Origin of the sequence: Muricauda brasiliensis (genome assembly GCF_003057865.1) — a bacterium.
GTDB lineage: Bacteria > Bacteroidota > Bacteroidia > Flavobacteriales > Flavobacteriaceae > Flagellimonas > Flagellimonas chongwuensis.
In genome coordinates, this window is sequence record NZ_QBTW01000011.1 from 354863 (window position 1) to 381795 (window position 26933).

The following is a 26933-nucleotide window of genomic DNA, read 5'->3' on the forward strand; positions in this document are numbered from 1 at the left end:
GGGATTAAAATTGTGCTTTGTATGATTCTAAATTCTTGTGGACCTGTATAATTTTATAATTGTCGGATAAAACTACAAAATTCTCATCTTTAATGAGGTAGTCCTTATTATTTTTTATAAGCTCGGCAAAGCCTAGGGCAAAATCTTTGGATGGAAAACCATGTACCACCACAAACTCATTTTCCAAATTATAGATGTCCTTTGATATGATGTTCTTGTAATTTAATTCGTCCACCACCTCGACCAAACGGTTTTTGAGTTTGATGGCATTTTCATCATTTTTGATCTTGAACGGAAAAACCACTTTCCAGTTTCCAGCGCCCGTTGAACCGGTTTCGGGAGAGAATTCCTTGGTCTCCAGTTTAGGGAGTTGCTCCTCTACCATCTGTTCGGCCTTTTTGCCCTCGGGATTGTTGGGGTAGGTAAGCGCCACATAGTTCAGCGCTTCCTTAAAGGGTTCAAAACCTTGCAAACGGCCAATGGCATTGGCTTTCAGCATCTCGAACTTAGGTACTATTGGGTCTCCGGTAAATTGATTGATATATTCTTCCGATCGGGTAATCACCTCCAAGAACTGTTGGTCTTCATATTGTTTAAACAATGAGGCATACCTCGCATCAGGACTATCTGTGTTTCCGTCCAACACCGCTTGCGGGTTCAGCAAAATTTCTGCGTAGCGGGTATCGGGGTGATTGGTGATGATGTTCTGCTTCATGCTCACCGCCAATGGGCTTCCCGATTCCTCGTAAATTTTGTAGAGATTATATTTTGATGGTAAAATCAACCGCTCTTCCGGGTTGGAGGATAGTACGCGCTCCAATTTGGCAGCGGCCAGCATATTGTCCTTAAACTTTTCTTTATATATCAACCCTAATTGATAATTGGCGAAGTTGCGCTCGCCCTTTAAACTATTTATTACAGCGATATCGGTAGGAACCTGTTCCAAGTAATAGTCGACCGAATATTTTTGATCTTCCGTCAACACCTCGTCATTGGCTGTAATGGCCTCTCCGGTAGCTTCGGAAACCAATGTTTTGGATTTGTTGCTCCAGCGCCAATCATCCTCTAAATTCCTTGTTCCCCAACGGGTCTTAAAATCGTTTCTGCCGTGGCCAAGACTGGTAATGTTGTAAAAATAGAACTTCCCTTGGTTCTCTTTACCTCCCTTGCTATTGGCAAAAGTGGCAAAACCGGCATTGGTACGCTCCAGTTGTTTCTCCGCCTCCGCTTCTTCCTTCCGCTTCATCTCGGCAATATAATCTTCGAAATATGCGGTTCGCTCCGCTACCGGCATTTGGTACAATGTAATCACACTATCGGCGTGCTGCACAATGTCCTCGTACTTGATCACATCCTCAAGGTTGTCCAGCTTTTTACTGATGTTGCGATGTATTCTCGTATTCTCGTTCAAGTTGGTCAGCGTGCTATCGTAGTAAGAACCCGCTAATCGATATTCGCCTTCATCAAAATAATAGTCCGCAAAGCTCTGATAGTTCAAAGCGTACAATTTGCGTTCGCCTTGGGTCGCCTGAATGGATTTATTGTAATAGGCCAAGGCCAAGCTATCCTGTCCATAGGCCATATGATATTCGGCCACTTGACGGTAGATTTTGTCCAAGAACGGTCTATTCTCCCGGTTCTCCTCCAAATCGGTGAGGTATTCCAACATCTCCTCTCGGTTTTCCTCGGCGAGCTCCGTGTTCTGTATCATTTTTAAGTGTGCATTGATCATGTACACCCTTGGCGATTTACGGTTAAGGTCTATTACCTTATTGTAGGCATAGTTGGCACTGTCCTTATGCCCCAATTGATCGTACAACTGCCCAATGATGAACAGGTACCTTCCCTTTTCGGGGTTCTTTTTGGTGTAGGCCTGGGATATTTTCAATTTTTGAATGGCGGTATCGGGCGCATTCAGGTTGATGTAGCACTGCGCTAAAACAGCATTGGCATCGGCGTATTCCTGATCCTTAAGTTTCTCGTATTTAAAAAGTCTCTTCAGATTTTTGATGGCCACTTCGGGATTGTCCAAACGCATGTTGGTTTTTTCCCTCCAAATGGTGGCCTCGTTCAACTTGTCGCTCTTGCTGTACTTTCTAAGGACATAATTGAAGGACTCCAGGGCCGGGATATAGCGCTGGTCAAAATAGCGTGACTTCCCAAGCAAAAGGAATGCTTCGTCTATTTGCGGATTGCGCTCCTCGTCCTTAATGTCCATGCTGTGCTTTTGGATAGCCTTGGTGGCCTTTTCCTCGGCAATAAGGAAGTTGGGATTGTTGTCCTCTGAGTCGAGTTTGATCTCATCGGTCACCTTGAGGCGTTCCACGGGAAGGATTTCCCAATAATCGTCCCGGTAGTTGGCATTGATTTCTTCCAGTCCTTGTTGAAAGGCAAGGTTGCCGTTGTACAAGGTATTGAACTCGGTGTTGATGGCGTGCCAATTTCGGTTGATGAACTTGTCCTTTTGGGTGGAACATGCATTGAATGCAAGTCCTCCCAAGACCATGGCGCCTAAAAATGTGTGATGAAGCTTCAAAATTATCGATAATCTTGTGTAACCTTAAACTCAAAATTGAGCGGATTATTATAAGGCTTATCGATAAAATGCAAGAATTTCAGTGTCGCTTTTCAAACATCAGCCTGCAAAGAAGGCTTCCAGTTCCTTCATGGTCTCTGCCGAGGTATGGATATCCTTAACGATTTCTCCTTTGTTGAGCACCACGATACGTTCGCAAACTTCGGTAACATGTATCAAATCGTGACTAGAGACCAATACCGTCACCCCTTCTTTTGCCGCGAGATCTTTAATGATCCCCTTTAATCGGATTTGGGTGGTCGGGTCCAAATTCGCAAATGGCTCGTCCAAGATCACCACTTCGGGGTTCCCGATAAAGCTGGCCACAATGCCCACTTTCTTTTGGTTTCCTTTGGAAAGGTCCCTCAAATACTTTTTCTGGCCCAAGATCTCGCCATGGAAAAAATCCTCAAAATTGGATAACAGGGCATCTACATCGGCCTTGTTCCTCCCACGAAGCTCCCCTATAAAGTAGAAGTATTCTTCGGGCGTAAGGTATCCTATCAAGAAAGTCTCATCAATAAATGCGGAGGTAAACGGTTTCCAATCCTCGCTCTGGTCCACTTGTACGTCCTTGTTGATGATATGGCCGGATGAAGGCTGAATCAAATCCAACAACAAACTGAAAAGCGTTGTTTTACCTGCTCCGTTGTTACCGACGAGGCCAAAGCTCTGCCCTTTGGGAATTTCCAAATGTTCAATGTTCAAAACTGTGTTTTGGCCGTAGGTCTTGGTTAAATTATGAACTGTAATCATGTATTTTTTATTAATGGTGTGTTATTTCTGTTTGTAAGCTTGTAATGTTTTGTATTTCTCTTTTTTGTAAATGCCTTCGATCATGGTGAACACTTTGTTCTTAAAAACGAACCCGAGCAGTCCAAAGACCGCTACAAATATGTATCCCGCCATGGGGTTGATCAAAAAGTGACCAATGGCATAAATCCCTATGGGCAAGACCAGTTTGGGCAAGGTGAGCAACAAGGTCTTGGCATTAAAGGCCTGCTTGTCGCCAAATGCCTTTTTGTTGGACGTAAGGTCTATCGGGGTCTTTACATAAGCTCCGCCCCAAAGCACCAAATAACTGTTGATTCCCACATTATAAATGGCACCAACCAATACCGCTGCGTAGGCCTCCCACCCAAAATAGATGTAGAAGGTGGCCAAAATGGTGGAAATAACGGTCGCTATGATCACCAAATACCATTTGGAAGAGAGGTACTCCCGGTACTTGATGTTCTGGCTCATCATCAAAGGATAGTAGCTACTGTCCCAACTAGGCACATACTGCCCAAAGCTGAACAGGAAGCCGCCGGTAACGAATATCCCCGCAAAGATTTTCCAGAAAGGGCCATCGTAGACCTCCAGGGCCCCGGTAAAAAACAGGAGTCCATAAAAAATAAAGAAGGCTCCCGCTATCACAGCGGAACGCGATCTTTTGTTTCGTTTTATCAGTTTGATGTCGTTCTTCAGGAAAGTACCCAAATTCCCGAAGCGGTCCAACCACTCCAGGTTCTCGGTCTTGGCCTCGGTCTGTTTTTTGGCCAATCCGCCATCCAGATACATGTGTTTTTTAAAATAAGCGAAGGCTCCATAGTACAATCCCATCAAAATCAACCAAGGGATAATGGCCGTCCATGGGATATCGTAGAAAAAGTCGAAAATGGGTTGGGTATAGACGGTAATATCAAACCATTGATAGTATTGTGATGCACCGGCAACAATGAACAATACTGCAATCACATAAAAGACCACGTTCTGGTTGTTCACCATTACATTAATGAAGTTATTGCAGTAGATCAAGGCCATCAAGGCCAAGTGCCAACCAATGACCTGCAAGGGCGGGTAACCTTGGGTAAGCAAAACAATACTAAACGGAATAAAAAAGAAGGCATGTGCGACATTAAAAAATGATATGACGGTTTTCCCCAAGGAATAGTTGACCACTTTGCTCTTGCTAATAGGCAAATAGAGCAATGGTTTGATATTGGTGACGGGCATTTTTTGCAGCATGTACCTAAAAACGAGGTCAAAAGCCAAGTAGTAAATCATAAACTGGTTCACGACACGAAGCGGGTCTCCAATTTCCATTTCCTTGATCAGGAAAAAGGCCCCTACGCCCATTCCGAGGAAAACCACAATAAAGTATAGGGCCCCCAAGGCCATCAATATCTTAAACCAAATCTCTGTTTTAAAGGTTGCAGATCTAAAAAATGACTTCCATTGGAGTCCAATAAAATGTTTGAGCATGGTCGGCGTTTTTTTAGTTGGTGTCTAATTTATTGGATTTGTTACAGAAGAAACATGCTTTTTATAAAAATAGATGTGCAAAAGGACTGTAATGCTTAATTTTGCAGCAAAATTCGATACATGAGTCATTTTCATGCCTTAAAAATAGCCGCGGTGGACCGATTGACGCCAAATGCCGTGGCCCTTACCTTTGACATACCGGAAAACTTAAAAGAGGATTACAGCTTTAAAGCGGGACAATACATTACTTTAAAGTACACTTTGAATGGAAAAGAGCTCCGAAGGGCCTATTCCATTTCATCACCGCCTTCGTCCGGCAAATTGACCGTGGGCATCAAAAAAATGGAGGGCGGAACCTTTTCCGTGTATGCCAACGAGCAATTGAAGGCCGGAGACGAAATTGAGGTCATGCTTCCCGAAGGGCGATTTATTTTTGATGCATCTTCTCCAAAAAAGATAGCTGCTTTTGCCGCTGGTAGTGGCATTACTCCCATTATGAGCATTGCCCAAACAGTTTTGGAGAGCGACCCAGATAGCACTTTTGTCTTGGTGTTCGGAAATCAATCTCCAGAAGAGACCATGTATTTTAACACCATCCAATCTATTAAAGAGCAATATGGTGACCGCTTTTTTGTACAGTATGTGTACAGCAGGTCTACCGAGGAAGATGCTCTTTTTGGAAGGATAGAGCGTTCGACCGTGAACTTCGTGCTTAAAAACAAGTTCAAGGGAACCCAATTTGATGGCTTCTACCTTTGTGGGCCACAAGAAATGATCGAGCAGGTAACGGATACCCTCAAGGACAATGGCGTTGCCAAGGAGAAAATACATTTTGAGCTCTTTACCACCGATGATGAGGGCGATGACGAGCTTGCCGAAGAACTGGAAGGCAAAACCAGAGTGGAAGTTCTTTTGGACGATGAAACCTTTACCTTTGTAATGGACAAAAAGGAACGGGTGCTGGATGCTGTCCTAAAAGAGGATATAGATGCTCCCTATTCTTGCCAAGGCGGTGTTTGCAGTAGCTGCATTGCCCGGCTTACCGAAGGAAAGGTCGAAATGGTAAGAAACCAGATCTTGACCGATAGTGAAATTGAAGAAGGGTTTATCCTAACCTGTCAATCCCATCCCACCACTCCGAGCATTAAGGTGGATTATGACGATGTGTAAATCCAATTGGCCCTATTAGGTTTTGGCCAATAATTTTTCCAAGGCCCTACTGCCATGTTCGTAACCGATGTTAAAGGCATTTTCAATACCTTTTTTATCCAGGACACCTATGGTTTCCAGTTCGCCTGGTTCTATAAATAAATCACATTCGAGCATCTTCTCGTGATTGGATGCATGGATCATTAAACTGGTGACTCTAGCGGTCAACTGGAATGAGTTTCGCAAATCCTTTTTCCCCAAGGGTACGGTTATGGACACATTACTTCCAATAGTGAAATCCGTAATATGGTCCACATATTCCTTTGGAAAATTGTTCATAATGCCCCCATCGGCATATAATATATTATCAATGGTCACGGGGCTAAAAACAGGCGGCAAGGCAGCAGATGCCAATAATGGTTTAATGAGTTCCCCATCATAAAAAACCTTTTCGGTGCCTTTCAGTAAATCCGTAGCTACTACAAAAAGGGGACGCTTCAAACTTTTGAAGTTGTTCTCGGGAAAAAAATGCTTAAAAATTCCGAAATACCGCTCCGTGTCAATAAACCCGGGTTTGTTGATGGCAAAAAAGCTATACTGGAACAATGGCGTCTCTTTGAAGAACTTGAGCATATCCTCCACCGTATTGTCGTTGGCATATAGCGCACCTACCAACGCTCCAATACTTGTGCCTGCGACCACCTTGGCCTCAACCTGATGTTCGCGCATGGCCTTAATGAGTCCTATATGTGCCATGCCCCGGACACCTCCTCCGGAAAGAATCAGGCCTATGGATTTATCTTCTAGCATTTTTGTTCAGAATCAATAAACTGTAAAGTTAACATAATGATGGTTTTTCAAGGTTACGGCAACATTGTATTTCAATTAAAAGGTTTGACTCTAATCAAAAAACCAAACCCATCTAGTCAAAACTCCGTAAGTGATTATATAAACTAAAAATTTAATCTCATGAAATCTATTAAAACATTAACGTTACTAATTGCTTGTGCTGGGTTTATGACCATCACTACAGGTTTTTCACAAACTAAAATGGTAGGGGGAGCCCCCATGTATCCAAGTAAGGATATTGTTTCCAATGCAGTAAACTCCAAGGACCATACTACCTTGGTGGCTGCCGTAAAAGCTGCTGATTTGGTCGAGACGCTACAAGGCGAAGGTCCATTTACCGTATTTGCACCTACCAACAGTGCATTCGAAAAATTGCCCGATGGAACAGTAGCTACATTGCTTAAGCCAGAAAACAAGGCAAAATTGCAAGGTGTACTTACGTATCACGTAGTGGCTGGAAAATACAATGCCAAAGACTTGAAAAAATGGATCAAGAAAGGTGATGGTATGGCCGAACTCACTACAGTCAATGGAGATAAATTGACCGCCATGATGGACAAAGGGATGATAATGATAAAAGATGGTGCTGGAAATGTTTCCACAGTGACCATTGCAGATGTAAACCAATCCAATGGTGTGATTCATGTAGTGGATACTGTTGTATTACCTTCAAAATAATAGGTAGTCCTTAATTTGAATTAGTGGAAGAGCGACAGTAGTCGCTCTTTTCTTTTTTAGGTGACTGACAATCAGTTTTCTTATAATCCGACATGATTGTTTTTGGGAATTTGTAATCCTATTCAAAATTTTTCGACCTAAAAGAATGTGATAATTGTTGTATGTTTAGGTAAAACATTAAATAGAAGAACATGGCCAATTCATATTATGACCCAGCAGACCTTAGAAAATTTGGCAACATCACAGAATGGAGCGAAGAACTGGGGAAAAAGTTTTTTGACTATTACGGAAAGGTTTTCGAGGAAGGTGCCCTCAGTGCGCGCGAAAAATCCTTGATAGCACTTGCTGTAGCACACGTGGTAAAATGTCCCTATTGCATTGATGCCTATACTAAGGATGGCCTGCAACGTGGCATCACCAAAGAAGAGATGATGGAGGCCGTGCACGCGGGCGCGGCTATTGAAAGCGGCGCTACATTGGTTCATGGTGTTCAAATGATGAACAAGTACGATAAACTTTCCATGTAGTGCCTAGGAAACTTGGGGTTTTAGGTAGTAGAAAAAATATACCGAATGGAACATAAGGGGTTCCGGCGGACGATATAAATTAGAAATGACGCAGAGTATACTCACCGACATAAAGAAAGCAGCTAAAAAATCATTAAAAGCGCGGGAAGATGAGCTTGCCAATACCCAAAAACAATTGGAAATATTGAGCGGCGACCTTTTTGCCAATGGAGAGCTTCCATTTTTTAAGGATAAAATCGCAGCATCAGGTCAATTCCCATTAAAGCCAAAAAAGTTGGAAGTGCTCCAGATCAATGTAGGGTATATGTGCAATCAAGTCTGTGCACACTGCCATGTGGACGCAGGCCCGGACCGACAGGAGATCATGACCCGTGAAACCATGCAACAATGTCTGGAGGTCATCCGCAACACCGGGGCGCACACTTTGGACCTTACAGGCGGAGCTCCTGAAATGAACCCGGATTTTAGGTGGTTTGTAGAAGAAGCTTCCAAAGCGGGTATCCAAGATTTCATCGTCCGCTCCAATTTGACCATCATAATGGCCAATAAAAAGTACCACGACCTGCCCGAGTTCTTTAAAAAACACAACGTCCATGTGGTGTCTTCCATGCCGCACTATACGCGTGGCAAAACGGACAAGCAACGTGGCGATGGTGTTTTTGACAAATCCATCAAAGCTTTGCAGATGCTTAACCAAGTAGGCTACGGCATGCCAAACAGCGATCTGCGCTTGGATTTGGTCTACAATCCTTCCGGGGCCTTTTTACCTACGGACCAAAGCGCGATGGAACGAGATTTCAAAAAGGCATTGAAAGAAGATTTTGACATTGATTTCCACAATCTCTTTGCCATTACCAATTTGCCTATTTCACGGTTTTTGGACTATCTCATCGCTTCTGATAACTATGAAGATTATATGTATTCCTTGGTTGAGGCTTACAATCCGGCAGCAGTTGAAAATGTAATGTGTACCAATACCATCTCTGTAAGTTGGGACGGTTGGTTGTACGATTGCGATTTCAATCAAATGCTGGACCTAAAAGTGGCGAGCAAGGTAAAGCACATCAAGGATTATAATGATGATGTATTGAGCAATCGGGAGATTATCATTTCACAACATTGTTACGGTTGCACCGCAGGGGCCGGTAGTAGTTGCCAAGGAACGGTGGCTTAATCCACAACGGAAGGAAACACTCCGCGTGTGCCCATGTCAACAACATTTTCGCCCAATAGGGGCTCGTACTTGCCATTGCCATTGCCGTCTTCCCATTCAAAACTGTTGTTGATGGATATCACCACTTCAATATTGATGTCCTCCGTTGCATTTGCGGGAATCACCAAAGCAGATGGAAATTGTCCTGTCACTACGCATGAGCCTTCCGGTACCGGAGAGGTATCATCAATTGGGTTGGGCACCGTGGTTTGCGGCGCATTGCCTTGCGTTAATTGCGTTAGGACAAACCCGTTAATATTCCCTTGGGTTTCCAGGCCAAAATACCCTTGGGCCTTATTTCCATTGACATCTACTGTAAGTTTGTCCAGGGTATAATTGCCAATATAAGTGTTGTAACCCAAAAAAGACCCAACAGTGGCATCCACATCAATATTATCGTCAACGCCATCCGGCCAGTCGGGAATTTCTGTTTCGGCTCCCTCAAGGTTGTATACGATTTTGTATTTCTGGTACCCAATAGAAGCCCTAAAATATTCATATGTGCCTGAGGCTACGTAACTCAATGGAATGCTAAAGGTGTTGATCTCTTCATTCAAAAACACTTCACTGTCAAAATCGATGGCAGTGGCTCCCCCGCTTCCCGTAGTTGCGGTCGAAGTGATGGTGACACCCTCATCATAGGGAGTGAACTTGTCCGGATACAGGCCCATAAAATGCAATCCCAGAACCTCAAAATCAGGGTTTTGTGCAGCATTTCCTTCGGGAACCGATACAGGATTGCCCAAATTGTCCAATCTTTCAGCATCGTTATCCATGATAAAAGTAATGTTCAATCGCGGTACTTCTTCCGTCGGAGTCCCGGAAGATTCATCAACGGAACAGGAAAGTACAGTAATTCCCATAAGCGCGGAAAATAACAAGTTTGTTCTTTTCATAGTTTGCTTTTTATGTGACTTTCGTTAACGTCCATGAAAGGACATGGAAAGTTAAGATAATTGTTTGTATGAAAGAGATACGACCATTAGTTGTTGGTTGCTCGCCTTTCCAAAATTACCATCAATCGCTCCAATACGTCTTTTGGTTTGATGGTTTTCATGGCGTTTTCGTACCCTTCGGGCACTTTGTTCCCATATACCGAGGTAGGAATCAGCGGATATACTTCCCGGTCCGCCATAAGTGCGTTTTCCATAGGTTGTCCGAATGGATAAAAGCCGGCATACGGATGGGTAACCCCCCATAGTGTGACCACAGGAATGCCATAGTTCGCCGCCATATGCGCATTGCCGCTGTCCATGGACAACATCACATCCAAATTGGAAATAAGCTGTAGTTCTTCTGCCAAATTGAGTTTGCCCGCCATGCATTCCACATTTTGGTGACGCTGGGAAAGTCCTTCCAACACTTGCACCTCTTTTGTTCCTCCTCCAAACAACAAGATTTTATACTTATCGGTATTTTTTAATTGTTTAATGATTTCCTCCGTAGCTTCCAACGGGTACATTTTGCCTTCGTGAGCAGCGAAAGGGGCAATGCCTACCCACTTTTTGGTGTCTTGCGGTACCAAACCCAACACTTTTTCGGAGAGTTGGATTCTGACAAGTGGTTTGGCAGTGGTTAGGTCAATAGGAAAACCGAGTTCGGCAAAAACATCTGCATAGCGTTCGTGTGTAGTCTTTAGTTGCTCAAAAATTTTGTTTTTGGGCCGGGTAAGTGCCTTTTTGCCCTTTCTTCCTTTGTCAATTTGTGCAAACGGAACCCGTTCCAGAGAAAAATACTTTTTAAGTATCCTGCTTCGCAACACATTGTGTAGGTCGGCAATGGCTTCTAACTGAAGTGGTTTTAACTCCTTGTACAATCGCCAGAGCCCTATTAATCCTTTATGCCTATTTTTTACATCCGCTTCTTTTACCTCAACGTTTGCCAAACCATTAAAAATAGGGGCGAACGACTTTTTGGTGAGCACGGTAAGTTGTATGTTGGGATATTTCTCGGTAAGGGCCCGAAGCACAGGAACGGTCATCGCTACATCGCCCATGGCGGACAGGCGAATGACCAGAATATGGGTATGTTTACCCTTTTTGACCACGCAACACAGGGTTTAGTTCGTCGTCGTTGTACATCTTCATCTGTTTGTAGACCTTCATGTACTTGTCTCCCGCTTCGATATCGGCCAATAATTGGTCAATAGCTGTGGAAAGGTCTTTCCTCTGTTCCAAAAGCACGGCCAATTTTGCGCTACATTTATCGATATGCTCCTGGGAAGCGTCACTACGGTTCACCTCTTCTTGCATGTGATATATTTTCAATGCCAATATCGACAATCTATCTATAGCCCAAGCGGGACTTTCGGTATTAATGGTAGCACCCTCTTTTACTTGTACTGATTGGTATTTATTCAAAAAGTAACCATCAATATACTCTACCAAATCGGTGCGGTCCTGATTGCTAGCATCGATTTTACGTTTAAGGTCCAAAGCGGCTACAGGATTGATTTGTGGATCCCGTATAATGTCCTCGTAATGCCATTGCACGGTATCTATCCAGTTTTTTTTATAAAGTAGATGCTCTACTTTATCCTTTGGATAAGGGTTGCTGAATTCTTGGTACACATCGTCCTTGATATGGTAAGTATCTATACTTTCCTGAAATATCTTGAAGGCAAAATCGCTGAACATAGCTTAAAATTTGTTCAAAGATATTGCTTTATGCCATATTTAGTTGAGATGAACGGCAAAAAGCGAACAGGCCAATACCACAAAGCCAACCATTACGGCTTCTTGAAGCCTTCTTTTTTTCATGGCTTCAAAATAATTGGTAAAAAATACAGCGGCGGGAAAAAAAGTAAGCAAAACCGGCGAGGCATCGGCAGGGGTAAAAAGGATAATACCGGTACCTAAGATAAAAATCAAAAACACTATCCGAAGCAATAGTAATTTACCACCGCTCACGTTTCTCAACCTGATGAATACTACAATGGAAACAAGTATGGTCAATATCAAATAGATCAATGTCTTTATATTTAATACCTGAAAGAAAGATTTGCTGGTAAAAAGCCCCAAAGAAAATTGATAATGGTCCTCAAAAAAATCCAATGAGCCTTTGAGTTTCAACACGGTGAAGGTTAGCATAAAAATAGTTGCAACGCCCAAGAAAGGGACCAGCCAATTTTTGAATGTTCTTCTGTCGTAGACCCCGATAACAAAAAAGACAAGGAGCATAAAAGCGAGAGCCCAATCGTAGAACAAACTAGCAATGGCAATCAACAGGGAGGCATCAAAAATTTTGTGTTTGACATTTTTTGTGGACTTGATGGACAATATCCGCCAAAAGGCCAAGAGCAAAAAGAAATTGGCAAACAATACGTTTTGAAGCACCAATTCATGGGAAAACGAAACAATTAAAAGTACAAAGAAGAGCATCGCGTAGGAGTTTGACTCCGTTGCCTTTTCAGTTCTTACAATTTGATTGGTGATGAAAACCGAGATCAACAAAACCGCAAACAGCATCAGTTCCAGGGGGATAACCTGATTGATTTTTTGATCTCCCAGCTGAAAAAAAACATTGCTGAAATAGAATAGGAACAGGAAACTGGCGAGAACTATATTGTTTATGGGTTTAGTTTTTCCGAAAAAGCTTGAAATCATCCTATCTTTTGCTACTTTTGTAAAGTAAATATAGCCAAGATGAGCAAGTTTTTTTACGGTATAGAGGACTTATTTGTAAACTACCTTTTCGCACCATTAGATTTTTTCCGCTTTATGCACAGCTGGTGGGGTTCCAACTCCATTAACTGGATTTTTATGATCATCGGTTTTGTGGCGATGGTCTATTGGATGGGCCAGTTGAAGATTTTCAACGAGAACGGTGAAGAGGACAAGAGCATAAGCTCCCACTCATACATCTAGATCGAACCCTAAATCTTTTCGGTAATACATTCCATCAAAATGGAGTTTTTCCATATTTTGATAGGATGTTTTCAGTGCTTCCTTAAAATCTTTTCCAAAGGAAGTAACTGCTATTACACGACCACCATTGGTCACTACCTTTCCTTCGGATAGTTTTGTTCCGGCATGGAAAACAATAGAATCTTGGATGTTTTCCGCCCCAGTGATTTCCTTGCCTTTTTCGTAAGCCTCGGGATATCCTCCAGAAACGGCCATCACCGTGGTTGCGGTTCTTTCGTCGATTTGAAGGTCAACTTGATCTAAAGTTCCTTTGGCCATTGCAACCAAGACATCCACCAAATCACTTTTAAGGCGAGGAATCACCACCTCGGTCTCGGGATCTCCCATACGAACGTTGTACTCGATTACTTTGGGCTCATCGCCGACTTTTATCAACCCTATAAAGATAAAGCCCACATAAGGCAAATTATCCGTTTTAAGGCCGTCTACGGTCGGTTTTACGATTTGGCGCTCTATCTTGTCCATAAAGATTGAATCGGCAAAAGGAACTGGGGAAATGGCCCCCATACCGCCTGTGTTGAGTCCTGTGTCTCCTTCACCTATCCTTTTGTAATCTTTCGCGGTGGGAAGGATTTTATAATTGGTGCCATCGGTCAGTACAAAACAGCTCAGTTCGATACCGTCCAAGAACTCTTCTATGACTACCGTGGCGCTTGCGTTCCCGAATTTGGAATCAACCAGCATGGACTTGAGTTCATCCTTGGCCTCTTGCAGATCTTGGAGGATCAAAACCCCTTTTCCGGCGGCCAGACCATCTGCTTTTAAAACATACGGTGGCTTTAAAGTTTCCAAGAATGAATATCCTGCCTCCAATGATTCACTGGTAAAACTTTGGTAAGCTGCCGTTGGAATATTGTGCCTCATCATAAATTCCTTGGCAAATTCCTTGCTGCCTTCCAGTTCTGCCGCAGCTTTTTCCGGTCCGATTACGGGAATGGATTTTAAGTCAGCATCATTCAAGAAGAAATCATGTACACCATTTACCAATGGATCTTCCGGCCCAACCACCACCAATTCGATGCTTTCTTTGAGTACCAATTGCTTGATGGCTTCAAAATCGTTCACGCCCACCTCAACATTTATGGCAATTTGAGAGGTGCCCGCGTTGCCGGGCACTACAAAAAGTTTGGATGTTTTAGGACTTTGAGAGATTTTAAGGGAAATGGCATGTTCGCGACCGCCAGAACCCAAGACCAGGATATTCATGATTTGATGTTTTGGCAAAAATAACTCAATTCAAATTTAATTTAAGGGTTATTTGCAAATGATCTAGGCTTAGTTTTCGACACGAATTACACAAATTTCCACTAAGCCGTTACTGAGCGTGGTTGTCATTTCGAGCGAATGCGAGAAATCTACAATAAGTCAGATTTCTCAATCGTCTCTTCGCTCCTCTTTTCGAAATGACATTTGACGAATGATTTATGGTAAAAACTCTCTGTGGGCCTCCCATAACTTTTCATCCGAAAGGGATTTAAAGTATTCGAATACTTTTTTGAGTCCTTCGGAACGATGCACCTTGGGCTCCCAATCCAAGATTTCCTTGGCCCGGGAAATATCGGGCTGACGTTGCATGGGGTCATCTTGTGGCAAGGGTTTAAAAACAATTTTCTGGTCGGTTCCCGTTAGCTTGATAATCTCTTCAGCAAACTCCAAAATTGTGGTTTCATCGGGGTTTCCGATGTTGATGGGTTCCACATAATCGCTCATCAAAAGGCGGTAAATACCCTCGATTTGATCATCGATATAGGTAAAGGAACGGGATTGTGAACCATCTCCAAAAACGGTCAAATCCTCTCCACGAAGAGCCTGGCCCATAAAAGCGGGAACCACACGGCCATCGTTGAGCCGCATACGAGATCCATATGTGTTGAAAATCCGTACGATACGCGTGTCCAGACCATGGTGCCGGTGATAGGCCATGGTTATGGACTCCATAAAGCGTTTGGCCTCATCATATACTCCTCGCGGCCCAATGGGACTCACGTTTCCGTAATAATCCTCGTTTTGTGGGTGTACCAGTGGATCTCCATAAACCTCTGATGTGGAAGCCACCAGAATTCGTGCACCATGATCTCTTGCGAGCCCCAATAAGTTCAAAGTTCCCAAAGAGCCAACCTTTAGTGTTTCAATGGGAATTTTAAGGTAGTCGATGGGACTTGCGGGCGAGGCAAAGTGAAGGATGTAATCCATCTTGCCCGGAACATGGACAAACTTGGTAACATCGTGATGGAAGAACTCAAACCGCTTTAGGTGGAACAGGTGCTCTATGTTCTTGATATCCCCTGTAATCAGGTTATCCATGCCTATGACGTGGTGGCCTTCGGCAATAAACCGATCACAAAGGTGTGATCCTAAAAACCCGGCTGCTCCTGTGATGAGTGTTTTTTTCATATTCTCTATACGCCCCTTGAAAATAAAACTGTTGTTATTGTTTTAAAGATTATTCTTAAGTCCAAAGTTATTGACCTGTTTTTTATATAGTATAAATCATATTCAAGCTTCCTTATAGAATCTTCTAAGTTTTCACCGTACTTATATTTTACTTGAGCCCATCCCGTTATACCTGGTTTAAATAAATGTCTAATACCATAAAATGGCATTTTTTTATTTAATTGGTCAACGAACACCTTTCTCTCGGGTCGAGGTCCAATAAATGTCATGTTCCCTTGAATAACTGAAATTATTTGAGGAAGCTCATCTATCCTGAAGGTTCTTAAAATTTTTCCAAATGGAGTGATTCTTGCATCATTCTTTCGAGCCATCTTTGCTCCAGTCTTTTCAGCATCAACCACCATTGACCTAAATTTATAGATTTTAAATTCCTTTCCAAACTGACCAACTCGCGACTGCGTATAGAACAGTGGTCCTTGGTTAAAAAATAGGTTTAAAAGCCAAACGAATGGACAAACCAAAAAGAAAACCATCCCTACTAAAAATGATAAAGTGAAATTGACCAAAAAACTGAACACTACCTGTAAGTACCTAATTTTTTTATTTCGAAGCCGAAGCAATTCGTAAAAACTGTGATGGTGAGATTTAATTGGCATTGCCTCATAAGTGTTTTCGTAAAAAGAAGTATATGAAATGACCTCCTTGCCTTTTAAAATAGAATCCAGTAGCATATCTTCAATTGATTGTGGTAAATTGTCATAGTTCCTTAAGTTTAGAATCCATGCGTCCACCTTTTCAATTGCCTCCAGAAAGGTTTTCTTTTGAAATGAAGGTTGGCTATTATTAATGCCAAAAGTTAGCTTTACTTTATAATAAGTATTGATTTCGTCACCATTTATATAATCCAAGTGTTCTTTTAAATTTTCTTCGGCCTTCTCGTCATACAAATAAAGAACATTCTTAGTTGTGGGGATAATTTTGAAAATATTACTGAAAAAGAGCCTCCAAAGTCCTATTTCAATTGGGGTTAACAATAAAAAAGACAATAAAGGTATCCTCCAAAAACTGACATCAAAGGTAAACACTGTCAAGATAAATACCAGAAATACATATAAGGATGATATGTATACTGATTGGGACAATACATATCGCCTTTTAGCCACTTTTTCCAAATTATAAAAGTCCAAAATGTACGATAGAGCAACGTAAGTGAAAACTCCAAAACCAAAAACAGAAACCTTTAAGTCAAGTGAAACAAACTGCTTATCAATGGCATGGTTTATTAAAAGATTTAGAGAAGTCAATACAATAAGCATATCGCCTACTAGAAGAATAAATTTTCTTTCTATGGAATTTAGTATGGACGGTCTGGACATTCTGTAAAGGTTAAACTACTTCAAAAGTAGCTTTTCAGTTTTATTAAAATTGCCGAAATAAGATAAAAAACTGATTTCATTCTGGATAGCCCTTCGATATCCCTGTAAATTCTCCATTCGTATGTCAATAGTTTGAATTTATTTGAAGATATGGATTCGTTACCCACTCTGTAAGAAGAAAGACATTGTTGTATACCATAGGCATCCGTTTTTTTGAGCAACTTCAACCAAAGGGCATAATCTTGTCTTTTTCTAATTTTTGGCATGTATTGTTTCCCGAAAAAAGAGATACTGTATATTACAGTTAAACAACCTATGGGATTTTTGTACAATGCGGACTTATACGTTACTTTTCGCTTCGCATTCACTTGTTTGCCAAGCAATTTGCCCGCTATATCAATTTTGTCATAAGCCGTAAAAGTAAACGGGTAATTGTTTGCTTGCATAAAAGCGAGTTGTTTTTTAAGCTTATCAGGATACCAGAGATCATCACTGTCCAAAAAAGCAATATAGTCTCCCTTAGCCAATTCAATAGCTTTGTTCCTAGCTACACCAGCTCCACTGTTCTCTGAAAGCTTGACATACCGTATCCTATTGTCTTTTTCTGCAAAATGTTTAATTATCTGAGCCGAATTATCAGTTGAGCAATCATCCACCAATATGTGTTCCAAGCTTGTATGTGTTTGTAATTGTACAGATTTAATATTTTGGGCTAAATATTTTTCAGAATTGTAAACTGGTGTCACAATGGATACAAGATGATATTTACAATCTTCTCTCATATTTATAATTCGTTACTTTGAATAGTTTGATTATTTTTTAATTTATGATTTTCAATAAATTTTCATCACTCCAAACTTCTTTTTTCCTTTCCATACTCTATGAACCCTCTTACTCCAGCTAACAATAACTTTGCATTGTTCCCGAAGGCCTGAAGACCCTTTTTCTTGAAAAGAAATAATAATATGGCCAAAAAACCATATTGCCCATACATTCTATGGAATAAGGCCCCTTTAGAAAAAATAAGTTCTTCATTGATATTGGAACCCGAGCTTTCCTTTGGATGGTAAACAATTACCTTGGGAATATAATATAGGATTTCTCCTTTGCCTATCAAGTCATTCAAAAATATGTTCTCTTCGCCAGTTGGATACTTATTTCCAAGGCCAAAATTCATGTCGAATCTAAGTCCGGTTTCATTTAACCTAGCAAAATTCAACAATAGTGATATTGAAGAAACCTTGAGAATAGATTTCCGATTATGTACAAAATAGCTAGGTTTATATTTTTTGAACAATTTTTCATCAGGGGTACGTATTTGGTAAGTAAATCCAGCCGCATCATTAAATTTTTCAATTGATTCCCTTATTGTTGCTTCAAAGTTCCTTTCATAATAAACATCATCGTCAGCAATTAACAAAAAATCGCTTTTTAGATTATCTAAACCAACGTTTCTGCTTTGTGACAAACCTCTAGTATTAGTGTTAATTACATCAATAAATTTATTTGTAAGTATTAAATCCTCACTTCTACTGAGTTTTTGGTTGATAACAAGCATAGTTAGTCCTTTATGAAGCGGAGTCGATAGTAGTTTTGGATTAGAAAGGATGTTACAGTCAACGGTTGAAACCATTATGGTTATTCTAGCCTCTACCATAATCACTAGGCAATTTGAAAGTTAGTACAATATGTGACACTAGTGGTATCAAAAAGAAAACTGCACTCATCCGGTGTCTATACGCTCCTGAAATATTTGTTTCAAACAAAGCCGGAATAATTAGAAAAATTAAAAATAGCCCCAACCAACCATTCATGTATTTTTTATAAAACAAACAAATTGGAGCAATTAAGACAATGATAATATAGAAAGAATCAATCAATGGAATTACTTTATTCATTGTAACGGCTGGGGAAACTAAAATTGGAAGAGGGGAAAACAAATATTGTAAAATCAAAAGAAAAATGTTCTTGATATAAGCAAATGGACCTGTCCAGTTCATTGTAGAGTAACCCTCATCTCCAAATTTTGTGTTAGATGCATCACGATAGGATATCAGCCAACTTAAATTAAAATCTATTTGGTATAAGCTAGAAACAATCATTTTTAAACCAAAGTCTGCAATTAAAATTATTACAATTAACCAAACAAAATTCCGTAAGGTATAGAGTTTGTTTTTATAGCAGTATCCCATAAAAAGAGCTAATGTCGCACATACACCGGTTAGCGGGCGAATAATAAAAATAGGCGTTAAAACGAAAAGTGTCATAGCCATAGTGTTTTTGGTCGTTACAATGTATTTGATCATAAAGTAGCTAAACATTGCTAAGAACATAAGAGCCATAGACTCACGTAATATACTGGCATTTAAAATAAGCGCTAAAGGATATATTTCCGAAAATATAACCATAACAGAAAACAATCCTTTCGGATTATACACCAACCTCCGTTGATGGTTAATGTATAGTTTAAAAGCTTTAAAAAAGAAAAAAATTGCTAATTGATAGTAAAATACATTAAAAACTATGAACACAAAAGGTCTTTCAAAACATAATTTGTATTGAATAAAATTTAAAATAGAAAAGCTTTTTACCCCAAAGGAATATAAATTAAAATAGGAGCTAAAATCATTTATCAAACTAGCATAAACCACTGTATCCGGTGGATTAGACTTAATTTTAAAGACTTCATTGAGTAAAAAAAAAATAATTGGCAAAAGAAAAGAAGTGATAACTAATGAAATGTTAAATAAACTATTAAGCTTTTCTTTCTGCAAAAGAAAAAAGTAGATTAAAAAAAATAATATTGTGTAAACACTAAAAAGTACTAAGCCAAACACATCTATTGCCAACAAGTCCTTTGCTTCAATCATTAAGATTCTTTTTTATCCGGGTTTATAACATGATACTGATAAAAAAACGCCATATAAATCACCCCGAGTTCTCGTACGGCCGTACTTTCGGTCAATGAAAAGAACACGAAAATTAAGAACACCCCTAAAAACAAAAAATCTTGATGTTTCAAGATCAAACGAAATGAAAGTATTAGAAATAATACTATTAACAAAATACCGAACACACCATAGCGCAATCCAAATTCTAAAAAATTGTTATGTGCATTCTTTTCCTCCAACACTTGTTTATTAGCCTTTTCCATTTTTGCCCATATCAGGTTTTTTGTATCTTTACAGAATTGCCCAAGCGGATAACGTTTGATAATTTCCGTACTAGTTCGCCAGATATAGATTCTTTCCGAAGCTGGACTTTTGTTATCCCAAGCGAAGTCGTTTTTTACGAATGTTCTGTAATCCACGGTAACTCTGTCCTTTATTGATGGTAAGGTTTTGTACATGATAATAGAAACAACCATTAATCCCAATAAAAAACTAAATGTCCATTTAAATTTTCTTATGGCAAATAACCGCCTCAAGAATAGTATATAAAACACAAATAGAATGATATAGGCCATTTTAGCGGCAATGAGTACCAAAAAAACAGTCGTTATAATAAGGTAAAACAGGGTGCCCTTATAAAGTGTACCTTTCGAGATATTCTGGTACAATTTATTTAAATTTCCATTAATGGCTATCAAAACAAATAGTGATAAGTAACTCGGATGAAAATTAAGAACCGATACTAAAGATCGGTGTACAAAATCATTCCACCAATAGACGGGTAGGTCATCTGAAATCTTTAATAATACACTGCTCATGCAAATGACAAAAACGATACATACAGAAATGTTCAATGTACTGTATAAATAATCTGTGGAGCTACTTTCTCGGAATGCCCTTGTGGAAAAAATAAAAAAGAAAACTGGGATTATACTATTAAGCATAAAAGGCCTCATATTACATCCGTTAATCACAAAAAATAAAAAGGGCAGAAAGAAAAAACCCTGAGTGATTGTCGATGATGCATCCCAAGAAATACTTGGTTTTTGGTAAAAGGCACTCCCCATGGCGTACAACAGCATCGCAAATAGGGCAATCCTGTTGGGAATCAATGTGAGCTCAAGAAAAAAGATAGATAGGACATAAACAAAAATCAAACAATGGACAATTTTAGATCTAATGTGAGGTATAAAGAACTTTTTCAAGTACGGCCGAGCATAGTATGCTTTTTCTTGCTTGCTCATATATGAAACATATCAGTTAGGTTGATTTGCAGAGATCATAATTTAATCCTAATTACCTCTTTAAAAAAGTCAAGTCGCTTTTGTTCAATTACAGAAACGTCTATATATTTAAGTACCTCTTCTTGGGTGATGCTAAATGTATGACATCGACCTAAAAAGGTATTCACTTGTTCGGCCACTTTTTCAATGGAATCCTTTTGAAAATCTACAACCAACGTCCATTCGGGATAACCGTATAATTCAAAAGCCGTTTCATCATACGGGAGTATCAACGGTTTACAGCAAGCCATATATTCCCTTACTTTTAAGGGACAAGCCTCTTTCATGCCTTTCCTATGTAAGGCAAGTGTGCCTATAGCAGCTGTAGAGTTTAACACTATTTTTAAATAGTCCTTTTTTTCCAAAAACCCATGAAGAAATACATTTTTTGGCACTTCCCGCAAATCATTCTCATCATATCCTATGATATTAAACCTAACATATGAAAGAATTTCAGCAAGATTCAGTAAAGTGTCTATACCGTGCCAGGACATGCCTGGTGTTCCTAAAAAAACCAAACTATAGCTGTTTGAGGGGTTTGTCGGCCTTTCAGCTTTATAATTTGAAACCTTTAAAGAGTTAGGAAATACTTTGGTGGGCAATCCCTTGTATTCTTTGGCAATCTCATTTGTTACAGCGGCCACGCCTGAAATACCCCTTAAAAAAAGAGGGTTCGTTGCCCTAAAATAAAGGTACTTAAAGTATCGCTTGATATTTTTTGTTCTTAATAGATAATACTCCGAATGAAAGTTGGTGTTTATTTCAACAATCAATTTGAACCTTGCTCCTATTCTACGGTATAAAGGTTGGTAAAAGCCATATCTTGCATATACAATGTCGGGGTTATACGCATCCATTAACTTTTTTGCCTGTTTGAAACTTGAGTCAAAATTCGCCCAATCTTTAATAATATCGATAGGGATTGACCCTCGGGACTTTATAGTAAATACATTTACCCTTCCATTTTCATATAGATTTGAGAATGCGGTACTTTTAAAGTTAACCCCAGTGTCACTGGTTAAAATAACCAGTTGCACATCATGCCCCAAAGACATCCACGCCTCAATTTGATTGTTTATTTTATTTAAAACCCCGTTGTTTTTATGTATAGCTATTTGGGCAAAATATACGATTCTCATTGAAATCCTTTTTGTTATAATGAAGAACGCCTCAAGATTACAATACGTAAAGCATGTAAGCTTAATCATGCCTTTTTATTTTGACATGATTCATTTAAGATTTTTACTTTCTCAGTCGAATATATTCCTGCCTATCAAAATTCGATTTAAAATATTGGTGTCTTTCCCCAATATTGTATTCAAACATATGACCCTAATCAAACAATGTGCTATTTTTAACATCGCTAATTCTTAGAAAAGAATTTATTCTTAATATCAAGGCCTAAATTAAAAAGCCATTCGTTATTTGGGTAATCCGTATAGGTTCTATTAGGCATTGCTATGATTCTTTCAAATTCTTCATTAGAAACACCTAGTTTCTTTGCCACATACTCCATATCTGTTATATGAGAATTGTTTGGATATATCTCGATTTTCATTTCTTCCAAAGCCTCGTTCCTAGAAAGCTGTCCTGAAACTATAAGGCTTGACAAATGAGCTCTTCTTTTATCATATCCAAATTTATGGGGCAAATAATACGCCTGGAAAAATTTGGTAAACCTAGATTCATGATGCTTTCCCCCATAATATTGCCAATTCAGCTTCTGTTCCATCTCTTTCATTGCCTGTTCTTTGTCATAAGGCATCAAGTTAAGAGGCATTACAATTTTCATCTTACGTATATATCTAAAATAAATGAACCTTCTGAAATAAGTCACATATGGAAACTTTCTAAGCTTTTTCTTTCCAAACTTTTTATGAATCGATTTTAAACTCTTGTAATCCATTGCCTTATATCCCCAGGCTTTGGGCAGAATACATTCTGTTGCAAAATTATAGCCGTTAAAAACATACTTGATATTATTCTTTACCGCATAACTGTATAATGCTGCAAAAATAGCATGATCTTGGGGAACATCTTGGTTTGCGACATTTGCCTTAAAAAAAGCCAGTTGCAAATCTTTCATTTCTTCCCAATTAACCACATGTGTATGTAGGTCAAGATTAAGTTTTTGAACGATATTCTGTACGTTCTGTACTGCAAGTTCAGAATTCCATCCACAGTCCACATGGACCACCAACGGTTTAAGACCAAGTTGAACAACTTTATATGCCAAATAAGAACTGTCAACTCCACCACTTAGACCAATTATACAATCATATTCTTTACGTTTTTGGGTCTTCTTGATCTTATCCACAATTGCCATTAATTTTTCTTCACCTTGGCTATTGGGGAACCAACTCGTTTTAGATTGAGCCAAGGCATCGGTACAATGGTTACAATTGCCTTTATCGTCAAAAACGATTTCGGGATCGCTAGTATCCATGATGCATCTTTTGCATATTCGATATGCTCTGTCCATTACCATTATTTAATTGATTATATTTTTTATCTCTTCCTGATTAGGGTAAGAAATCAATACCCCTCGTTTTTTACCTTGATATATAAACATACTGCCCGCAGCCACACCGGTGACTTCAGTCTGTGCTAAAACCTGCTTCAAATCATCCATATTTCCTGCTCCCCCACAAGCCACTACCGGAATTTCGACAGAAACAGAAACATCCTTTATCATACCAATATCATACCCTTCCATTGTACCATCCCTATCAATAGAATTTAGGAGTATTTCACCTACCCCCAACATCTCAATTTCCTTGACATAGTTTAAAAGATTTTTTTTTGTACTGGTACGTCCGCCGTTAACATATACCACAGGTTTGCCGAATAAGTTTTTCTTATAGTCGATGGATACCACAATTGTGGAACTGCCGAAGATACTTACAGCATTCCTAATAAAGTTAGGGTCTTTAAAGGCTGCAGTATTGATTGCAATTTTCTCCGCACCAGAAGCTAAAAGTTTTCGAATCTGTTCCACGTTATTTACACCGCCACCGTAGCAAAAGGGCATAAAACATTCTGTTGCAATATCTTGAATCGCCTGATAAGGAGGCTCTGTTTTGTTTCGAGTTGCGTCAATATCCAAAAAAATTAATTCATCCACCTCCTTCTCATTGAATATTTTCACGGCATTTATTGGATCGCCGATATAAGTAGTTTTTTTAAACTTTACAGTCTTTACCAGCCCACTATCCCGTAATAACAAACATGGAATAATTCGTTTTAATGACATCTAGTACCTTTCAATAAAATTTTGTAATAATTTCATTCCAAATTTATGGCTTTTCTCGGGGTGAAACTGAGTGCCCAAAATATTATCTTTTTCCAAGACCGAGTCAAACGTTATATCATGAGTGGTCTTGCCTATACAACTATTATCATATGACTTCACATAGTACGAGTGAACGAAGTAAAATTTTGGGTTTTTGTACATGTTTTCAAAAAGTTTACTTGGTTGCTCTGCTACTACATAATTCCAACCCATGTGTGGGGTCTTAAATTGTTTGTCAGTGGGATTGAACTTAATTACATCAGCATCAATCCAGCCAAAACTTCTTTCTTTCCCCTCTTCACTTTTGTTACACAATAACTGCATGCCGAGACATATGCCCAAAACAGGTGTTTTCTCATTTGTCACCTTTTGGTTCAAGACATCCCATAAGTTATGTTCTTTGATACTGCTCACACCTGAATCGAAGGACCCAACCCCAGGTAAAATTAACTTTTCGGCACTACTAATTTGCTCAGGATCGGATGTTACGACAGAAGAACAGCCTAACCTCTTCAACATATTTTGTATAGAGCCTAGATTGCCAACTTTATAATCTACTATTGTTATCATAAGTTCAATTAATCAACTTACCGCTTTTATCATGGCCAATTAAAATCCATGTTTACTATATGTTCAGGTTTCTATGCCTGAATTTTTCGAAATTGCCATTCTTTATGTACCCATTATACTCGTACTCATTATGAAACGGAACACACTTTTCCTTGTCTAGACTCTTGATAATCTTAGCTGGATTACCTCCAATAACACAATACCCTTCTGGGAAAGACTTGGTAACAATCGCGCCTGCGGCGACTATGGTGAAATCCCCTAATGAAACATTGGGCAGTATCACCGCGTTCATCCCTATCCAACAATATTTTCCGATACGTACCTCACCAATCACATGTTCCCTAGAGTCGTACAAATCATGATTTGCACTAATTATTCCAACATTCGGGGCAATTTGAGTGTAATCTCCAATGTAAACCTTTCCCCCACCTTGTATATAGCATCCAGGGGAGTACCCAGGGGAAGTATCAATACCTGCATAAATATTCCGATAGAAGCCCACAATACTCGTAAAATGTACCGGCCAATACACTGACCTATTAAATCCAAGTATTTTCTGCGTAAACCAAATTCTTATGGTTATGGGGGTTTGTGTTTGTCTGGTTTCGTAAAAAAATTTTGTGAACGGAATTAAGGCAAGTATCTTATACACTATTCTCTTTATCTGTTTCATACAAACTTAGTTTTATCAAAATCATTCTTCCCTGAAGCCAATTTAAGTGAGATAAAAAAATATAGTAGGTAAATGAAAATAAAATTAATACAATAAATCCATAGCATTTTTTCGTCGTTTATATCAATTGCTATTGGCAAATTCAAAATAATTATTGAAGAAAAGAATATATATAAATGCAATAGGAAGTCTATCTTTTGCTTTTCGGCGATATAAAACATATAACTTAAAGGACTAGATACGAATTTGAAAAAATAGAAAACCGCGAAAATTTTTGCGTACTCCCCGGCAATATACCATTCCTCACCGAAAACAAATGAAAACAATTGTGGGGCTAAAAAGAACAATGTTGTAAAGGGTATAATGGCAATTAAAAATAAATGTTTAGCTGTACTTTTAAACAACTTTTTGCACTCTCCTTGTATTACGTATTGTTCTGCTGCTTTTTGTCGGAAAACTTCTAGAATTGATTTTGAGAACAAATTAATTGGAGCATCAAGTACGCGTTTCATTAGCGAATAAAATCCAGTAATAGTTGGTCCAAAATATGTGGTTAAGAAAAAAACAGGCATTTGAGCCGAAGCCATATTCATGAACTCCGATGGTATGTTGAAAAGTGGGAAATTTTTATATCTTTTAGCTATTTGTAAAGACCCTTTTCTGGTTTCCTTCTTAAAAATAAACATCTCTTTATTAACTGCAATTACAAAAATTGTGGCAAACAAATAACCCATAAACTCTCCAAGAATCAATCCCCTGGCATCCTTTAAAAAAAAAATACACACTAAACTTATTATAACACTGGTAATTGATTTAATCATTTTGGCCACTGTTAAACGCTTAAATCGTTTCTGTAAATTCAATATGACACTGAATACGGTATAAAAGGAATAAATAATAATTAAACCTGTTAATGTATACAACCAACTATATAGTGTAACATCCAATTCTAAATACCTTATCAGCAACTTTTTCCCAAAAAACAAGACCGCCCCTAATACTAATGATACACCTACACTTATTGAAAATGAAATATAAACGAGTTTTTTGAGGGCATCCTTTTCGCTCACAAGCAAAATAGCCTGTTCAAACTTACCTGTTGACATTGTGCCAATTATTGACAGTATGCTTATATAAATAAGTAAAAACCCAAAGTCCTCTGGTATATAGTTACGAGTCAATATTGGGGTTACAGCCAAAGCAACCACTTGTGAAAAAGCGGTACCCGTCATTACAGTCGCTACATTTTTAACAAATTCCGACTTTAAATTAATCTTTGGCCCCATTTAA

At 39.2% G+C, this 26933-nt stretch carries 26 protein-coding genes; 5 read left to right on the forward strand and 21 right to left on the reverse strand.

Features of this window, described 5'->3' with window-relative positions; all coding sequences use genetic code 11:
• Positions 1-4: 4 nt before the first annotated feature.
• From porW to DCK90_RS07610, 3 genes are all read right to left on the reverse strand, one after another.
• Entirely contained in the window at positions 5-2536 is a 2532-nt protein-coding gene (gene porW, locus DCK90_RS07600; RefSeq protein WP_449406619.1) for a type IX secretion system periplasmic lipoprotein PorW/SprE, read from the reverse strand.
• 99 nt (positions 2537-2635) lie between these two features.
• Positions 2636-3331, reverse strand: a complete 696-nt coding sequence (locus tag DCK90_RS07605) for an ABC transporter ATP-binding protein (protein WP_108245583.1) — start codon at positions 3329-3331, stop codon at positions 2636-2638.
• Between the two features lie 21 nt (positions 3332-3352).
• Complete coding sequence (locus tag DCK90_RS07610; protein ID WP_108245584.1) at positions 3353-4822, reverse strand: DUF5687 family protein; 1470 nt, start codon at positions 4820-4822, stop codon at positions 3353-3355.
• A gap of 120 nt (positions 4823-4942) precedes the next feature.
• Between DCK90_RS07610 and DCK90_RS07615 the strand changes: the two genes are divergently transcribed.
• Positions 4943-5992 (forward strand): ferredoxin--NADP reductase, encoded by a 1050-nt coding sequence (locus tag DCK90_RS07615; protein WP_108245585.1) that lies wholly within the window; start codon positions 4943-4945, stop codon positions 5990-5992.
• 15 nt (positions 5993-6007) lie between these two features.
• On the opposite strand, the gene DCK90_RS07620 is transcribed toward DCK90_RS07615, so the two are convergent.
• Positions 6008-6781 (reverse strand): patatin-like phospholipase family protein, encoded by a 774-nt coding sequence (locus DCK90_RS07620; protein ID WP_108245586.1) that lies wholly within the window; start codon positions 6779-6781, stop codon positions 6008-6010.
• Positions 6782-6940: 159 nt separating this feature from the next.
• On the opposite strand from DCK90_RS07620, the gene DCK90_RS07625 reads away from it, so the two are divergent.
• The 3 genes from DCK90_RS07625 (at position 6941) to arsS (ending at position 9199) form a co-directional block, all read left to right on the forward strand.
• Positions 6941-7498 carry a fasciclin domain-containing protein gene (locus tag DCK90_RS07625; RefSeq protein ID WP_108245587.1) on the forward strand — a complete coding sequence of 186 codons (558 nt, stop codon included), beginning with the start codon at positions 6941-6943 and terminating at the stop codon, positions 7496-7498.
• A gap of 191 nt (positions 7499-7689) precedes the next feature.
• Positions 7690-8025, forward strand: a complete 336-nt coding sequence (locus DCK90_RS07630; protein WP_108245588.1) for an arsenosugar biosynthesis-associated peroxidase-like protein — start codon at positions 7690-7692, stop codon at positions 8023-8025.
• A gap of 85 nt (positions 8026-8110) precedes the next feature.
• Positions 8111-9199 (forward strand): arsenosugar biosynthesis radical SAM (seleno)protein ArsS, encoded by a 1089-nt coding sequence (arsS, locus tag DCK90_RS07635; protein WP_108245589.1) that lies wholly within the window; start codon positions 8111-8113, stop codon positions 9197-9199.
• Here the strand turns inward: arsS and DCK90_RS07640 are convergent.
• The 4 genes from DCK90_RS07640 to DCK90_RS07655 all read right to left on the reverse strand — a co-directional run bounded on the left by DCK90_RS07640 (position 9196) and on the right by DCK90_RS07655 (position 12843).
• A complete protein-coding gene (locus tag DCK90_RS07640; protein ID WP_159075789.1) occupies positions 9196-10134 on the reverse strand; it encodes a hypothetical protein in 939 nt (312 codons plus the stop codon). The genes arsS and DCK90_RS07640 overlap by 4 nt on opposite strands.
• Positions 10135-10220: 86 nt before the next feature.
• Positions 10221-11234, reverse strand: a complete 1014-nt coding sequence (locus tag DCK90_RS07645) for a glycosyltransferase family 9 protein (RefSeq protein WP_199912673.1) — start codon at positions 11232-11234, stop codon at positions 10221-10223.
• A gap of 34 nt (positions 11235-11268) precedes the next feature.
• The gene (locus DCK90_RS07650) at positions 11269-11874 is read right to left on the reverse strand and encodes a DUF4254 domain-containing protein (protein WP_108245592.1); all 606 of its coding nucleotides are present in this window, start codon (positions 11872-11874) and stop codon (positions 11269-11271) included.
• A 39-nt stretch (positions 11875-11913) separates the two neighbouring features.
• Positions 11914-12843 (reverse strand): DUF6427 family protein, encoded by a 930-nt coding sequence (locus tag DCK90_RS07655; protein ID WP_108245593.1) that lies wholly within the window; start codon positions 12841-12843, stop codon positions 11914-11916.
• Between the two features lie 39 nt (positions 12844-12882).
• Between DCK90_RS07655 and DCK90_RS07660 the strand changes: the two genes are divergently transcribed.
• On the forward strand, positions 12883-13104 hold the full coding sequence (locus DCK90_RS07660; RefSeq protein WP_108245594.1) for a DUF6341 family protein: 222 nt from the start codon (positions 12883-12885) through the stop codon (positions 13102-13104).
• Here the strand turns inward: DCK90_RS07660 and purD are convergent.
• The 13 genes from purD to DCK90_RS07725 all read right to left on the reverse strand — a co-directional run bounded on the left by purD (position 13093) and on the right by DCK90_RS07725 (position 26929).
• A complete protein-coding gene (gene purD / locus DCK90_RS07665) occupies positions 13093-14370 on the reverse strand; it encodes a phosphoribosylamine--glycine ligase (RefSeq protein ID WP_108245595.1) in 1278 nt (425 codons plus the stop codon). The two genes, DCK90_RS07660 and purD, sit on opposite strands and share 12 nt — an antisense overlap.
• Before the next feature lie 216 nt (positions 14371-14586).
• Entirely contained in the window at positions 14587-15558 is a 972-nt protein-coding gene (locus DCK90_RS07670) for a UDP-glucuronic acid decarboxylase family protein (protein ID WP_108245596.1), read from the reverse strand.
• Positions 15559-15563: 5 nt separating this feature from the next.
• On the reverse strand, positions 15564-16934 hold the full coding sequence (locus DCK90_RS07675) for a sugar transferase (protein WP_108245597.1): 1371 nt from the start codon (positions 16932-16934) through the stop codon (positions 15564-15566).
• A gap of 20 nt (positions 16935-16954) precedes the next feature.
• A complete protein-coding gene (locus tag DCK90_RS07680) occupies positions 16955-17716 on the reverse strand; it encodes a glycosyltransferase family 2 protein (RefSeq protein WP_108245598.1) in 762 nt (253 codons plus the stop codon).
• A gap of 65 nt (positions 17717-17781) precedes the next feature.
• Positions 17782-18591 carry a glycosyltransferase family 2 protein gene (locus DCK90_RS07685; RefSeq protein WP_108245599.1) on the reverse strand — a complete coding sequence of 270 codons (810 nt, stop codon included), beginning with the start codon at positions 18589-18591 and terminating at the stop codon, positions 17782-17784.
• Positions 18578-19804, reverse strand: coding sequence for a hypothetical protein (locus DCK90_RS07690; RefSeq protein WP_108245600.1), 1227 nt, complete (start codon positions 19802-19804; stop codon positions 18578-18580). Before DCK90_RS07690 ends, DCK90_RS07685 begins: the two co-directional genes overlap by 14 nt.
• On the reverse strand, positions 19804-21069 hold the full coding sequence (locus DCK90_RS16970) for an O-antigen ligase family protein (RefSeq protein ID WP_108245601.1): 1266 nt from the start codon (positions 21067-21069) through the stop codon (positions 19804-19806). Before DCK90_RS16970 ends, DCK90_RS07690 begins: the two co-directional genes overlap by 1 nt.
• A 35-nt stretch (positions 21070-21104) precedes the next feature.
• Positions 21105-22247: a glycosyltransferase gene (locus DCK90_RS07700; protein ID WP_159075791.1), complete on the reverse strand. Its 1143-nt coding sequence runs from the start codon at positions 22245-22247 to the stop codon at positions 21105-21107.
• A gap of 224 nt (positions 22248-22471) precedes the next feature.
• Positions 22472-23596 carry an N-acetyl sugar amidotransferase gene (locus tag DCK90_RS07705; protein ID WP_317046409.1) on the reverse strand — a complete coding sequence of 375 codons (1125 nt, stop codon included), beginning with the start codon at positions 23594-23596 and terminating at the stop codon, positions 22472-22474.
• Between the two features lie 3 nt (positions 23597-23599).
• Complete coding sequence (locus DCK90_RS07710; protein WP_108245603.1) at positions 23600-24361, reverse strand: AglZ/HisF2 family acetamidino modification protein; 762 nt, start codon at positions 24359-24361, stop codon at positions 23600-23602.
• Positions 24362-24970: an imidazole glycerol phosphate synthase subunit HisH gene (gene hisH, locus DCK90_RS07715; protein ID WP_108245604.1), complete on the reverse strand. Its 609-nt coding sequence runs from the start codon at positions 24968-24970 to the stop codon at positions 24362-24364.
• Between the two features lie 55 nt (positions 24971-25025).
• Positions 25026-25643: an acyltransferase gene (locus DCK90_RS17170; protein ID WP_108245605.1), complete on the reverse strand. Its 618-nt coding sequence runs from the start codon at positions 25641-25643 to the stop codon at positions 25026-25028.
• The gene (locus tag DCK90_RS07725) at positions 25640-26929 is read right to left on the reverse strand and encodes an oligosaccharide flippase family protein (protein WP_108245606.1); all 1290 of its coding nucleotides are present in this window, start codon (positions 26927-26929) and stop codon (positions 25640-25642) included. Before DCK90_RS07725 ends, DCK90_RS17170 begins: the two co-directional genes overlap by 4 nt.
• Positions 26930-26933 lie beyond the last annotated feature (4 nt).

Bases quoted from the DNA above. Each gene is read 5' to 3' on its own strand.
- DCK90_RS07605 (WP_108245583.1), bottom strand. From the start codon at position 3,331: ATGATTACAGTTCATAATTTAACCAAGACCTACGGCCAAAACACAGTT.
- DCK90_RS07610 (WP_108245584.1), bottom strand. From the start codon at position 4,822: ATGCTCAAACATTTTATTGGACTCCAATGGAAGTCATTTTTTAGATCT.
- DCK90_RS07615 (WP_108245585.1), top strand. From the start codon at position 4,943: ATGAGTCATTTTCATGCCTTAAAAATAGCCGCGGTGGACCGATTGACG.
- DCK90_RS07620 (WP_108245586.1), bottom strand. From the start codon at position 6,781: ATGCTAGAAGATAAATCCATAGGCCTGATTCTTTCCGGAGGAGGTGTC.
- DCK90_RS07625 (WP_108245587.1), top strand. From the start codon at position 6,941: ATGAAATCTATTAAAACATTAACGTTACTAATTGCTTGTGCTGGGTTT.
- DCK90_RS07630 (WP_108245588.1), top strand. From the start codon at position 7,690: ATGGCCAATTCATATTATGACCCAGCAGACCTTAGAAAATTTGGCAAC.
- arsS (WP_108245589.1), top strand. From the start codon at position 8,111: ATGACGCAGAGTATACTCACCGACATAAAGAAAGCAGCTAAAAAATCA.
- DCK90_RS07640 (WP_159075789.1), bottom strand. From the start codon at position 10,134: ATGAAAAGAACAAACTTGTTATTTTCCGCGCTTATGGGAATTACTGTA.
- DCK90_RS07645 (WP_199912673.1), bottom strand. From the start codon at position 11,234: ATGGGCGATGTAGCGATGACCGTTCCTGTGCTTCGGGCCCTTACCGAG.
- DCK90_RS07650 (WP_108245592.1), bottom strand. From the start codon at position 11,874: ATGTTCAGCGATTTTGCCTTCAAGATATTTCAGGAAAGTATAGATACT.
- DCK90_RS07655 (WP_108245593.1), bottom strand. From the start codon at position 12,843: ATGATTTCAAGCTTTTTCGGAAAAACTAAACCCATAAACAATATAGTT.
- DCK90_RS07660 (WP_108245594.1), top strand. From the start codon at position 12,883: ATGAGCAAGTTTTTTTACGGTATAGAGGACTTATTTGTAAACTACCTT.
- purD (WP_108245595.1), bottom strand. From the start codon at position 14,370: ATGAATATCCTGGTCTTGGGTTCTGGCGGTCGCGAACATGCCATTTCC.
- DCK90_RS07670 (WP_108245596.1), bottom strand. From the start codon at position 15,558: ATGAAAAAAACACTCATCACAGGAGCAGCCGGGTTTTTAGGATCACAC.
- DCK90_RS07675 (WP_108245597.1), bottom strand. From the start codon at position 16,934: ATGTCCAGACCGTCCATACTAAATTCCATAGAAAGAAAATTTATTCTT.
- DCK90_RS07680 (WP_108245598.1), bottom strand. From the start codon at position 17,716: ATGAGAGAAGATTGTAAATATCATCTTGTATCCATTGTGACACCAGTT.
- DCK90_RS07685 (WP_108245599.1), bottom strand. From the start codon at position 18,591: ATGGTAGAGGCTAGAATAACCATAATGGTTTCAACCGTTGACTGTAAC.
- DCK90_RS07690 (WP_108245600.1), bottom strand. From the start codon at position 19,804: ATGATTGAAGCAAAGGACTTGTTGGCAATAGATGTGTTTGGCTTAGTA.
- DCK90_RS16970 (WP_108245601.1), bottom strand. From the start codon at position 21,069: ATGAGCAAGCAAGAAAAAGCATACTATGCTCGGCCGTACTTGAAAAAG.
- DCK90_RS07700 (WP_159075791.1), bottom strand. From the start codon at position 22,247: ATGAGAATCGTATATTTTGCCCAAATAGCTATACATAAAAACAACGGG.
- DCK90_RS07705 (WP_317046409.1), bottom strand. From the start codon at position 23,596: ATGGTAATGGACAGAGCATATCGAATATGCAAAAGATGCATCATGGAT.
- DCK90_RS07710 (WP_108245603.1), bottom strand. From the start codon at position 24,361: ATGTCATTAAAACGAATTATTCCATGTTTGTTATTACGGGATAGTGGG.
- hisH (WP_108245604.1), bottom strand. From the start codon at position 24,970: ATGATAACAATAGTAGATTATAAAGTTGGCAATCTAGGCTCTATACAA.
- DCK90_RS17170 (WP_108245605.1), bottom strand. From the start codon at position 25,643: ATGAAACAGATAAAGAGAATAGTGTATAAGATACTTGCCTTAATTCCG.
- DCK90_RS07725 (WP_108245606.1), bottom strand. From the start codon at position 26,929: ATGGGGCCAAAGATTAATTTAAAGTCGGAATTTGTTAAAAATGTAGCG.